An 11,788-nucleotide genomic window follows, 5' to 3' on the forward strand; every position below is an offset into this window, starting at 1 on the left:
TCTTGCCCGTTACCGATGGTAATGGCACCAGCTTTAACCGCTACCGAAACACAATAAAGCAAACAGGCGAAGCCTGTTATCAGTCATAGACGTCCGGCTCGGGCAGGTCATCGACGGGGAAGCCGAGCGCTTTGCGGGCAATCTTGCATTCGGGATCGCCGGGCATGCAATCACGACAGACCTGCGGACGGACGTCGTAAACCCCGCAGCCGACATGCTTGCCAAGTTCGCCGGTCAGCGCCGCGCAGCGGCCTTTGCCAGCCGCATCGACCTCGAATTTCATGCCGCTCAGATCCGCCGCCACGAATTTCTCGGGGATTTTCGCCAGCTGCTCGTCGCTTTCCAGCGAAAAGCGCGGCCAATCCGCCTGATAGGCGCAACAGGCGCCGCAGGTCTGGCAATCGAAAATTTCGGGCGGGGAGGTTTCCAGCATCACTGGTTTAAACCAGATGCAAAGGGTGAGGGCAAATTGAAATTTGGTGATACGCTGCCAGACGATAGCAAGGCTCGAGGATATTGAACCATAGTCGCCTTGAAGGCATCGCAATATCTCAAATACCCATGACGGTTCCTAGAAGGTGCGCAGAAATTTCTGTGCGGCTCGTGGTCTGAATTTCCAGCCGCCCTATCTCGTTTCCATAATGCCGGTGCTTTTTGCGAGGGGAGATTTCAGCGTGAACAAGATTATTAAACTTGTTGGGGCTTTTCTTTTTGTGTTCGGACTTGCCTTTGTCGCAACTGGCGCTGGCATAGCCTATTTTGACCGCCAGTTTTATGCCAGCGGGTCAAAAGCGAAAGGAGTGGTGGTTGATCTTGCGCGCAAAAGCGACAATGACCATGATGGAACAACCTATGCGGCCATTGTCCGTTTTACCGATGCCCGTGGCCAGCAACAGGAAATGGCCGATCACGTGAGCTCCAATCCGCCGCGTTTTTCACGCGGCGACACGGTCGATGTGTATTACGATCCACAATCGCCATCCAATGCGCGGATTGACGATGCCTTTGGGCGATATTTTTTACCTGGAATGTTTGCAGGCATGGGTACCCTGTTCGCCGTGATTGGCGGCGCCATCATTGTTGTCGTGTTCTTGCAAAAACGTCGCAACACCTGGCTGATGCGGTTCGGTCGGCCGGTCGACGCTGACTTTCTGCATGTGTTTCTCGATCAAGGCATTGAGATCAACGGAGCTAACCCGTTCCGGGTCGTCGCGCAAGGGCCAGATCCCGTCAACGGTACGTTGAGGCGATACCAGAGCGGTCCAATCTGGGTTGATCCATCCGCACAGCTTCAGGGCCGAAAGCTGCGGGTGCTGGTTGATCCGAGCAAGCCCGAACGTCATATGATTGACCTTGCGGGTGTGGTCAACGATCCCTGATAAATGAAGCCCCTGATTGTAGGGGGTTTCATATCTTGAGCCGTCGAACAGGGCTCAGATGAGGCCACTGGCCTCATAAATCCAGTCTTTCAGCACTCTTTCCTTTCCTAAAACAACCAAAGGTTAGTGTTTGCGCGATAGACATCAGTTGCATATCACGAGGGGAAACGATGCAGGATGCGCTTGACTGGCAGGTCGACGATAGGGAACGTTTTGAGGCCATGGGGCTGGCCATGGATCACATGGGCATCTGTGTCAGCCTTCTGCGTCTGGATGGTAGCCCGCTTTATTTCAACCGGGCATTCCTGGCTCTGCATGATCACTCTGTGCTCCGTTCAGCCAATGCTGATTTCGATGCCCTGGTCGCGTCCGGGGACCTGTCCCACTGGAATACCGATCCAGCCGAACATTTTGGCACCTTGCTGGATCGTCTGCGCAATAATAACGGTGTCTCTCGAACCCAGCTGGAAATTGGTGATCGCATCATCGCGGTGGAAGACCGGCTGATTGAGGACAGGTTCATTCTATCGGTGCAACAGGACATTACCGAGGAAATCCTGGCGGCGCGCAAGATTGCCTATCTTGCCAGCCATGACATGCTGACCGGTCTTGCCAATCGCGCCACCGCCGAAATGCAGATCGGCCAGCTTGCCAAGCTGAAGCTTGAACGTGGCGGCCGGTTTGCCTTGCTGGTTGCTGATCTCGATCTGTTTAAAGGGATCAATGACAGCCATGGTCATGCCGCCGGTGATGCTGTGCTTAAGGAAATGGCCAGCCGCTTTCGCTCGGTGCTTGGCCGTAACGATTTTGCGGCCCGACTGGGTGGCGACGAATTTCTTTTCCTCTGCGACGATGACCTGGCCCCGGAAACAAGCGGTGCAAAGCTGGCTGAGCGACTGATTGCGTGCACGCAGAACCCGATCGCCTTCGAGGGCCAACCGCTTTATGTTGGTGTCAGCCTTGGCTACTCGCTGTTTCCCGAGCATGGGACAGAGATAACACACCTGGTGCGGGCCGCTGACAATGCTCTCTACCGTGCCAAAAGCCGTGGCCGGGGACAATCGCTGCGGTTTGACGATCCCCCGACACTGGAACGGCGGCTTTAAAGCCCATCCGGTCTCTTGCAGTCTGTTAAAGATCGCTGCCCGACCGCGCCCAGTCCATATACAGATCCAGTGCCTTGCGGGTCACGGGGCCTTCCTGGTAATCGCGGCCGTCAAGCCTCGAAACCGGGGCGATCTTCGAATAATTGCCGCTGGTGAATACTTCATCGGCACCGAGGAAATCGGTGACGCTGAGCGTGACTTCCTGCACATCGAAGCCTGCCTGGCGCAGCAGGGTGATGACGCGCGACCGGGTGATGCCCGCCAGAAAGGTGCGGTTGGGGATCGGGGTGAACACCACGCCGTCCTTGACCATGAAGATATTGGAAGAGGCGGTTTCCGCCACATTGCCATTCATGTCCAGCGCCAGCGCATTATCAAAACCACGGGCGCGCGCCTCAAGAATCATCCGGCCGGAATTGGGATAGAGGCTGCCGGCCTTGGCATCGGTCATCGCGCATTCCGGCGAGGGGCGACGGAAGGGAGACACGGTCAGCGTGTGCGGCGTGGCGGTGTGCATCGGCGCTTCGAACAGGCAGAGCGCAAAGCGGGTGGAGGCGGCATCGGGTGCCACGACCGAGCCCGGCGCGCCATGTTCAGCCCAATACATCGGCTTGATATAGATCGCCGTCTTGCCATCGAACCTGGTCACGCCTTCACGCGCCAGCCGCTCGATTTCCTCGGCACTCATGGTCGGTTGCATATGCATGGCCAAAGCCGAACGGTTGATCCGCTGGCAATGCAGGTCGAGGTCAGGCGCGATCCCGTCGAACCAGCGCGCCCCGTCAAACACCGTCGAGCCCAGCCACATGGCATGTGATGTCGGCCCGATCAGTGGCGGGTTGCCCGACAGCCATTCGCCATCGACATAGGTCCAGGTGGGGGTACGCGGGGTGGTATCGACGGTCATTCTCAGTCTCCAGATCGGGTGTCGCGGCAAAAGAACCGCTGCATTGCGCAACGTCAAGGAGAAAATACAAAGGGCATGCAGCACTTGCCCCCAAAAATGGCCGGTCGGTCAACCGGGTCTCGGACGGACGGCGCGTCTTGCGAAATGTCTTTATAAATACAATGGGATGACGATCAGTCGTTGCAGAGTTCATCGATGGCTTTGGTGTTCTGTCATCAAAGTTGTGTTTGCTTTTTTTGCTACTTAAAGAAAGTGTAGCTTTTCGCGATTCCCTTGTTTTTCTTAAGGAGATTTCATGCAAAGTGCTCGATGGCGTTGCCTTTTGGCCGCCGCCTTCATTAGCCCGATAGGCCCAGCCCTGGCGCAGGATGCCCCGCAGGGTGCAAGCCCCCCTGCCGCAGAAGAAGCATTCGGCAATCCGCCCGTGCTGGGGCAATCGACTGTTGCGCCGAAGGGTACGCTTTACCGGGTGCCACCATCCACGGTGCCGCTGCCCCATGCCGGGCGCGAACAGGTGCTCGACCTCAAGGTCGTCTATACGGAAGGCACGATCCGCAAACCGGGTGGGCCGCCGGATAACCCTTTCGATCGCGTGCGCTTGCGCAGTTACCAAGGCACCAATGTCGATCGTGACCATCCCTTTGTCGCTCCCACCATCGAGGCCATGCCGGGCGACACCATTCGGGTAAGGCTGGACAACCAGCTGCCGGCCGACCCGTCCTGCACATCCAGCGATACATCGGTGGATACACCCCATTGCTTCAACGGCACCAATCTTCACAGCCACGGCCTGTGGGTCAGCCCGACCGGCAATAGCGACAATGTGCTGCTGTCGATCAATCCGGGCATGAAGTTTGAATATGAATACAATATTCCAGCTGATCATCCGGCGGGCACATTCTGGTATCACCCGCATCGCCATGGCTCCACCGCCTTGCAGGTCGGCAGCGGCATGGCGGGCGCACTGATCATTCGCGGCGACCGCCCACCAACAGACAAGACCAATGGCGACCTCGACACCTTGGTCAAACCGTTTCCTGAACGGCTGCTGGTGTTCGAGCAGATCCCCTATGCCTGCCTGAAGGATGGCAAGCTGAAACAGACATTTGTCCCGGATTCCAAAGACCCGACGAAGGGAAAATATGTCATCGACTGGAGCTGCAAGAAGGACGAAGTGGGCGAGGTGATTTCCTACGACCAGTTCACGCCTTCGAGCTGGGATGATTCCGGTCGCTTCACGACGGTTAATGGCCGGGTGCGGCCCGTGTTCGCCAATGCTGAAACTGGCAAGACCGAGCGCTGGCGGCTGGTGCATGCGGGCGTGCGCAACACGATCCAGGTCCAGTTCCGCAAAATGAACACCACGGATTTCTTCAAGCGGGAGCGCAGCACCGATGCGGATGGGGAAGACCGGTTCGCCACTGACCTGTGCACCGGACAGCCGGTGCCGTATGTCGTTGCGGCTTCCGACGGGCTCACCATGCAGCAAGGTCAGGTGCGCAAGGATGTTACCCTGCAACCCGGCTATCGCAACGACCTGCTGGTGAATTTCCCGGAAGACGGTCTTTACTGCATCGTCAACCCGCCAACCGACGCTGCCAATTCCGTCACGCGCACGCAGCAGGCCCGCTCGGTTCTCGGCTTCGTCCGGGTCAAAGGGGGCAAGGGCGCGCCCGCAGCGGGTGATCCGATTGCTGACATTAAACGCCAGCTGATCGCCAACGCCAAGGCCTTCTACACGCCTGATGTCGCCAAGACGGTGGTCGCTGATCTGAACGATGAGCTGAAGCTGACGAAATTCATTCCCCATCCGACAGTTACCGACGAAGAAGTTGCCAGCCAACCAAAGCAGGATCTGGTGTTCTTCATCAATCTCGGCGCGGGCGGCAACGGGCCTAACGGCTTCCAGGTCGGCAATAATTTCAATGTCGTGCAAAACGATGTCGGCGTCTATGTGCCAGACGGTGCCAAGGCTTACGATCCGAATGTGGTTGATCGCAAGCTGGTGTTGGGGACAGCGCAGGAATGGGAGTTACGCTCCTATTTCGTCAGTCATCCCTTTCATATCCATGTCAATCCCTTCCAGATCGTCCGCATTCTCGATCCTGCTGGCAACGATGTCAGCGGGCCGGTCACAGACGGAAAGGAGAATTCGGATTCGCAATATGCTGGACTGAAAGGTGTGTGGAAGGATACGCTCTGGATCAAAAGCAATGTCAACAACCCGCTGACAGCGGTTGATGCCGCCTGGCTGAACGGCGATCTCAGCAGCAAGTCGATCCCCGATGCTCCCGAGGCCGCCAAGCCGCAAGGCGTCTACCGCATCTTCATCCGCACCCGTTATGAACGCTATATCGGCGAATTCGTCCTGCATTGCCACATCCTCGACCATGAAGACCAGGGCATGATGCAAAATGTCTCCATCGGCTTGCCCGACGGTGCCGGAGGATTGGCAAACGCCCATCATCATTGAGGGGTTTGCCCGCAAGGGTGGGATCGAAGGCTGTGCCGGGGCATGGGAGTAGATTTGCCCTGTCCCGAAGCCCCGAGACTGAAAATAGCGGGTGGCAGACCGCCGCCCGCCGATTACCCCGACCTGCGCGAACTGCTGACCGCCGCCGTTAAGTCCGGCCACGCGCACGCGATTTTGACGCGCGGGCAGGCAGGGTGGCTGCCGTGCGCCTGCGGGCTTTCTAATTGATTTAGCGCTTTGTTTCCCGCCGACGTTCGTTGATTGCGACCTGCCTGGAGATCACTATTGGCTGGGCTGGTTTTTATATCATTTCGGGTGGATACGATATGCGCTACTCCATTGCACCTGCTATTCGACTGAGTTTGTTTATGATGCCGATTGCCGGCCAGGCCGCCATGGCGCTGCCAACCGCAAGTGCGGTTTAACGGTACTGACATCGGGAGAGACCGTCAATGTCGTGCTCGATTTCACCAAATGCACCTCGACCGACGATCAGAAAAAGCCGGGTATGATGAGAGGTGACCTCCGTATCTCCGCCTTCCTCATTCGTCCCGACAATTCGATCAGCTTTTCGGACGAGCATTTTACCATCACGACGATGGATAAAGAGCCGATCTACCAGTTCCTTCGCTATTCGCTGAAGCCGGACGAGACCGCAAGCTTTACGATGACCACGCTGTCCATGCCCGAGAAGGCGCACAAGGGCGAGGTGATTGCCTATAATTGCAAATTCGCGACGGCATGAGCTTCTTCACTCCCTGAATATTTCCCTGTCAAAAGCCGGGGCGTGAATGCCTGCGCGATGCATGTGCTTTAAAGCGCGGCAATCATTGTGGGGATTGACTAATTTTGGTTGTATATATATTTAATATCCCTCTTAGGTAGAAAAAACAGAATGCTTCCGCTATTGATGGGCCGCGCAAGTTTTGGCGCGGCCCATTTTGGAGGATATTATGGGAATTAAGAATATTCGTTCTGCGGCATTTCAGAATGTGTTTTTACGCCTGGATGGAGCAGGAGATGTGTCGCCAGCGCCTAGTGGAGAGGGCACGGTCAATTGCCAATTCGGCGCAGGTCCTTATGAAGCCTTCCAGTTCGATGTAACTGAGGACGGCAGCGTGACGATCCGCTCAAACGAGTTTCCGTTGGTCTATTTGCGCCTTGACGGCAATGGTGTGAGCTATGGGAATGCGGACGGCGGCGGCGTTGTAAATGGCCAGGTGAACCCCCCGGGTCCTTACGAGCATTTCCTCCTGGTGCCGCAAGCCGATGGTACGGCTGCAATCCAGTCCAAGGCATTTCCGGGTCTTTATCTACGTGTTGACGGAAGCTCGGTCACGAAATTCGAGGGCGCCGGTTCCGGCATTGTCAATGCCCAGATCGGGGTTGGGCCCTGGGAGAAATTCCATATCGTTGATGCAGCTTAACGAGCCAAGTTGCATTTGCCGCTCCCTGTCTTGGCAGGGGGCGGTTCTTATCCGGATCTGGTTCAAATAGAGCCGCAACGTTACGCTGATGTCCAGGCAGCCTCCCTCACATCTTCCCCGCCATCTTCACCGCAAAGGCATATTCAAACGCCACCTCTTCCAACCGCTGAAACCGCCCGGATTTGCCGCCGTGGCCGGCGGACATGTTGGTTTTCAGCAGATATGGCCCGGCATCGGGTGCATTTTCGCGCAGTTTGGCCACCCATTTGGTGGGTTCCCAATAGGTGACGCGGGGGTCGGTGAGGCCGGATAGGGCGAGAATGGGCGGATAGGATTTTTTGCCTACGTTGTCATAGGGGCTATAGGCGGCGATCCAGCGGTATTCTTCTTCTGACTCGATGGGGTTGCCCCATTCCGGCCATTCGGGCGGGGTCAGCGGCAGGGTATCATCCAACATGGTGTTGAGCACGTCCACAAAGGGAACGGCGGCGATGATGCCGGCAAATTTGTCGGGTGCCATATTGGCGACGGCGCCCATCAACATGCCGCCAGCCGAGCCGCCTTCGGCGATGATCTTGTCATAGGCGGTGAAGCCTTCTTTCACCAGATGATCGGCGGCGGAGATGAAGTCCTTGAAGGTATTGACCTTATTCTCCATCTTGCCGTCTTCGTACCATTGGAAGCCCTTGTCCTTGCCGCCGCGGATATGGGCGATGGCATAGACGAAACCCCGGTCGGCCAGCGACAGGCAATTGGTGTTGAAACCAGCCGGAATGGTCACACCGTAAGCGCCGTAGCCGTAAAGCAGGCAGGGGGCGGACCCATCAAGGGCCGTGTCCTTGCGATAAAGCAGCGTGACCGGCACATCGACGCCATCATGCGCCTTGGCGAATACCCGGCGGGTCACATAATCCTCGGCCTTATGGCCCGATGGCACTTCCTGGGTTTTCAGCAGCACCCGCTCGCGCGTCACCATGTTATAGTCATAGAGCTGGCTGGGCGTCGTCATCGACGAATAGGAGAAACGGATGACGGTGGCATCATATTCGGCAGCGCCTGACAGGCCAAGCGAATAGGCTTCCTCGGCAAAATCGATAGCGTGTTCTTCGCCGGTCTTGCGGTCGCGGATCATGATGCGCGGCAGGCCATCGCGGCGTTCCAGCCACAGCAGATGTCCGGCAAAGGCCATATGCGACAGGATAAGACGGCCCGGCACATGGGGAACGAGGTCTTTCCAGTTCTCCTTGCCCGGCGCGCCAACCGGCGCTTCCATGATTTTGAAATCCTGGGCACCGTCGGCATTGGTCAGGATGTAGAACACATCGCCGCCCTCGGTCATCGAATATTCGACGCCTTCCTCGCGCTCAGCCACCAGCTTAGGTTCTGCCGTCAGATCTTTGGTGGACAGCAGCCGGTATTCCGAGGTCTCGTGATCGTGGATGTCGATATAGATAAAGTCATCGAGCAGCGACCCGCCGACCCCCATGAAGAAGCCGGGGTCCTTTTCCTCATAGACCAGCCGGTCGGAGGATTGCGGCTCGCCGATAATATGGTGGAAGACTTTGGACGGGCGGTGGTTTTCATCCTGAAGCGTATAGAAAAAGCTCTTGCCATCGGGTGCCCAGACGCCGCCGCCAGCGGTATTGTCCAGCACATCGGCCAGATCTTCGCCGGTTTTGAGATCGCGGATGCGTAGCGTGTAATATTCCGACCCCTTGTCATCATAGCCCCAGATGCCACGGGCATGATCATTGCTATGGTCGATGCCGGACAGGCGGAAATAATCCTTGCCCGCCGCTTCCTTGTCGCCATCCAGCAGCAATTCGCGCAGGCTCTCGTCTTTTGGGTCGCCGTCGCGTGGAATGCGGAAATAGCGCGGCTGCTCGCCACCGGTCACGAAAGCCGAACCGTAAGCATAAGGACCATCCTTCATCGGTATGGAGCTGTCATCCTCCTTGATCCGGCCTTTCATCTCGGCAAACAGCTGCTGTTGCAGTGGCTTGGTATCGGCCATGGCCGCGTCCATATAGGTGTTTTCGGCCTCCAGAACTGCGCGGATCTCCGGATCAAGGATCGAGGTGTCCTTGAACATCTGCTGCCAGTTATCGGCCCGCAGCCACGCGTAGTCGTCAATGCGGGTGATGCCGTGGCGGGTGTCGCTCAGCGGTTTCTTCTGGACCGTGGGGGCGGTGGGCAGGTTGGCAAACAGGGACTTTGAGGGTGAAGACAAGAGCAATCTCGCTTTTTTCGCATAGGCGGGGTTTGGCATAAGGCCGGTGTTGCATGAGAGATAGGCGTCAGCCCGGCACCGATCAAGCATAAATCCATGGATTGGCCATGGCCGGGAGCAGCGACATGCTGCCCCGATCACAAATGCGGGATGCACGTTTTGAGTGCTGGCTTCGCGAGAAACCAGGCAATACATTCCGCCGAATCGGTATCTGTTAGGAAATTCTATATGCGATTGATGATTTTAGGGGGTGGTTTGGCGATGGTTTTTGCGCAATCGGCCTTTGCGCTTGACGCCGCTGCCACCCGCCAGCTCAAGTCGCTGTCGCCGGCCGAGCGGCTGGAACAGCGCTGCGACATGGAGGCGATGAGCCGGATTGGCAAGGATAGCAAAACCTATTCGCCCGACAAGGTGATCGCCTATACGTTCGCCCAGACCAAGGCCGATGGCAACCGGCTGAAGGCGCCGGGCGCGGTGTTTCGCAGCAAGGGCCACTGGTATCGGCTGAAATACCAGTGCGAGACCGGCAACCAACGCCTGGACGTGAAGAATTTCAGCTATCAGGTGGGCGCCGAGGTGCCCAAGGAAAGCTGGAGCAAATATTACTTGTATAATTGACGAGCAACAAGCCGTGGGGTGACGCCTGTCACCCTTTTCACCCTGTCACCCTGGCAGTTTTGGCTTCGGTGCCGCATGGGGCGCCAGTTCGGTGAAGATCGCCTTGCCGATCAATGCCAGAGGCACGGCCAGCATGGCACCCGCCGCGCCCCAGACCCAGGTCCAGAAGATGATGGCGACGAACACGCCAAAGGCGTTGATCTCCATACGCCGTCCCATCACGGCTGGCGTCACCAGATTTTCGACCAGCGCATGGACAGTGAAGAAAGCGATGGCGGGAAGCAAGCCGAATAGCAGGCTGCTATGGGTCAGCATTCCGGCCACGGCCAGCGCAAAGGTCATGGCGGTGACGCCGAGAAAAGGCACGAAGCTGGAGAGAAAGGCGAAAAAGCCCCAGAGTACCGGCAGCGTCAGCCCGCCAACCCAGGCAATCAGCAGGGCGCAGCAGCCGACGCCCGCGTAGATTACCGAAGCGGTGGCAAAGTAGAAGCCCAGCGCCGTTTCAATCGCATTGATGCTGCGGATGGCCGAGAGCCGGCGAGCGCGGTCGCGGAAAGAGACGATCAGAGTTTTGCGGATCGACACCCTCCCGGCCAGAAATAGCACCAATGCGGCAAAGAAAATCAATGTCTGGACGATGGCGGGCGTCACCTGGCTTGCCACTGTCGAGAGAATGCCGCCGCCATTTTCCAGCATCTTGTCGAGGTTGATAGGGCCGTTGCCGCTGGCAAGCCTGTCCAGATGCAGCCAGTGAAAGCGTTGAAAATAGGGTGTGAACCGATCCATCATGGTCTGGCCAATGCTGGGGATGTCCTGCGCCAGTTCCATCAGCGGTCCTGCCAGCGTGTTGGCAATGATCGTCACCAGCGTGAAAAGCGCCGTGGTGAGCAGTACGGCGCTCATCATCGGCGGCACACCCAGTGCCTCCAGCCGGTCTGCTGCCAGACCCAGGATAAGGCCGACCACAACCGCAAGCGTCAGGGGCATCAGTATGGTGCCTGCGTAGTGCAGCGCGGCAATTGCCACAATCAGGAAGAGCCCAATCACCGCCCAGGCCTGCGCCAGTTCCAGCGCTGTCTTGCGGTGCCGGCCCAGCCGCGTTTCCGCCGGCTGCAAAATCCGCCGCTTCACCGTGTCATCCATCATGTCCGTTTACGTTCCCATCGGTGCCATCATTGTCTACGGCGATGCTGGCACCAGAAGGTGCAAAGCCGCAACATGTTATATTTACTACATAATCTTTTCAGATTGCCAACAGCTCGACCTTCGCATCGCCATTTGGCGCTATGGCTCGACGCTCTCCCAGAGAGCGCCGCTGAGGGGCGTCTTGACAAGCAATCCGTAATTAACGCGCAGAACGGGCAGTGGTTCCGCCCAGATTTTGCCTTGCTTGCGCCACTTTGGTGCGAATTGCGGGATTCAAGGGTTGTATCAATTTGGAGCAGGCGATCGGAACAGGTCGGGTCTCTGCACGATATACGCGCTAAATCACGGGTTGCAGCCGTGAGCGTCAGCCTCCTTTCGTAAAATCCACTATTATTACAGGGGTCTACGAAAAATCGGCATTTTGAGTCTGCATCCATGGAGATATGGAGGTTTTTGTAACTATCCGAAACAAAAAACCCCTGACACTGGCAGGTAACTGCTC

General features: G+C 57.3%; 10 protein-coding genes. 6 read left to right on the forward strand and 4 right to left on the reverse strand.

All coding sequences use genetic code 11. The features are described 5' to 3' along the window. Window positions 1-79 precede the first annotated feature (79 nt). A complete protein-coding gene (locus AVI_RS04950; protein ID WP_015915313.1) occupies window positions 80-433 on the reverse strand; it encodes a YkgJ family cysteine cluster protein in 354 nt (117 codons plus the stop codon). A 241-nt stretch (window positions 434-674) separates the two neighbouring features. Here AVI_RS04950 and AVI_RS04955 point away from each other — a divergent pair, with 241 nt between their 5' ends. Continuing rightward, window positions 675-1,379: a DUF3592 domain-containing protein gene (locus tag AVI_RS04955; RefSeq protein ID WP_041696354.1), complete on the forward strand. Its 705-nt coding sequence runs from the start codon at window positions 675-677 to the stop codon at window positions 1,377-1,379. 170 nt (window positions 1,380-1,549) lie between these two features. Then, window positions 1,550-2,485 (forward strand): GGDEF domain-containing protein, encoded by a 936-nt coding sequence (locus AVI_RS04960; RefSeq protein WP_015915315.1) that lies wholly within the window; start codon window positions 1,550-1,552, stop codon window positions 2,483-2,485. 25 nt (window positions 2,486-2,510) lie between these two features. Here AVI_RS04960 and AVI_RS04965 read toward each other — a convergent pair whose 3' ends face one another. Beyond that, window positions 2,511-3,392, reverse strand: coding sequence for a branched-chain amino acid aminotransferase (locus AVI_RS04965; protein WP_015915316.1), 882 nt, complete (start codon window positions 3,390-3,392; stop codon window positions 2,511-2,513). 295 nt (window positions 3,393-3,687) lie between these two features. Between AVI_RS04965 and AVI_RS04970 the strand changes: the two genes are divergently transcribed. The 3 genes from AVI_RS04970 (at window position 3,688) to AVI_RS04980 (ending at window position 7,292) form a co-directional block, all read left to right on the forward strand. Continuing rightward, window positions 3,688-5,865 (forward strand): multicopper oxidase family protein, encoded by a 2,178-nt coding sequence (locus AVI_RS04970; protein WP_015915317.1) that lies wholly within the window; start codon window positions 3,688-3,690, stop codon window positions 5,863-5,865. A 430-nt stretch (window positions 5,866-6,295) separates the two neighbouring features. Beyond that, entirely contained in the window at window positions 6,296-6,610 is a 315-nt protein-coding gene (locus AVI_RS30985; protein ID WP_015915318.1) for a VirK family protein, read from the forward strand. A gap of 208 nt (window positions 6,611-6,818) precedes the next feature. Beyond that, window positions 6,819-7,292: a fascin domain-containing protein gene (locus AVI_RS04980; RefSeq protein ID WP_015915319.1), complete on the forward strand. Its 474-nt coding sequence runs from the start codon at window positions 6,819-6,821 to the stop codon at window positions 7,290-7,292. A 106-nt stretch (window positions 7,293-7,398) separates the two neighbouring features. Here the strand turns inward: AVI_RS04980 and AVI_RS04985 are convergent, their stop codons facing one another. Further along, entirely contained in the window at window positions 7,399-9,561 is a 2,163-nt protein-coding gene (locus AVI_RS04985) for a S9 family peptidase (protein ID WP_049777142.1), read from the reverse strand. A gap of 189 nt (window positions 9,562-9,750) precedes the next feature. Here AVI_RS04985 and AVI_RS04990 point away from each other — a divergent pair, with 189 nt between their 5' ends. Beyond that, window positions 9,751-10,140: a DUF930 domain-containing protein gene (locus AVI_RS04990; RefSeq protein ID WP_015915321.1), complete on the forward strand. Its 390-nt coding sequence runs from the start codon at window positions 9,751-9,753 to the stop codon at window positions 10,138-10,140. Window positions 10,141-10,185: 45 nt separating this feature from the next. Here AVI_RS04990 and AVI_RS04995 read toward each other — a convergent pair whose 3' ends face one another. Then, complete coding sequence (locus tag AVI_RS04995) at window positions 10,186-11,286, reverse strand: AI-2E family transporter (RefSeq protein ID WP_015915322.1); 1,101 nt, start codon at window positions 11,284-11,286, stop codon at window positions 10,186-10,188. Between the last annotated feature and the right edge of the window lie 502 nt (window positions 11,287-11,788).

The organism is Allorhizobium ampelinum S4, assembly GCF_000016285.1.
Taxonomy (GTDB): Bacteria; Pseudomonadota; Alphaproteobacteria; order Rhizobiales; family Rhizobiaceae; genus Allorhizobium; species Allorhizobium ampelinum.

Coding starts and splice junctions, on each gene's coding strand:
- AVI_RS04985 (WP_049777142.1), bottom strand. CDS start 9,561: ATGCCAAACCCCGCCTATGCGAAAAAAGCGAGATTGCTCTTGTCTTCA.
- AVI_RS04960 (WP_015915315.1), top strand. CDS start 1,550: ATGCAGGATGCGCTTGACTGGCAGGTCGACGATAGGGAACGTTTTGAG.
- AVI_RS04950 (WP_015915313.1), bottom strand. CDS start 433: ATGCTGGAAACCTCCCCGCCCGAAATTTTCGATTGCCAGACCTGCGGC.
- AVI_RS04965 (WP_015915316.1), bottom strand. CDS start 3,392: ATGACCGTCGATACCACCCCGCGTACCCCCACCTGGACCTATGTCGAT.
- AVI_RS04990 (WP_015915321.1), top strand. CDS start 9,751: ATGCGATTGATGATTTTAGGGGGTGGTTTGGCGATGGTTTTTGCGCAA.
- AVI_RS04970 (WP_015915317.1), top strand. CDS start 3,688: ATGCAAAGTGCTCGATGGCGTTGCCTTTTGGCCGCCGCCTTCATTAGC.
- AVI_RS04995 (WP_015915322.1), bottom strand. CDS start 11,286: ATGATGGATGACACGGTGAAGCGGCGGATTTTGCAGCCGGCGGAAACG.
- AVI_RS04980 (WP_015915319.1), top strand. CDS start 6,819: ATGGGAATTAAGAATATTCGTTCTGCGGCATTTCAGAATGTGTTTTTA.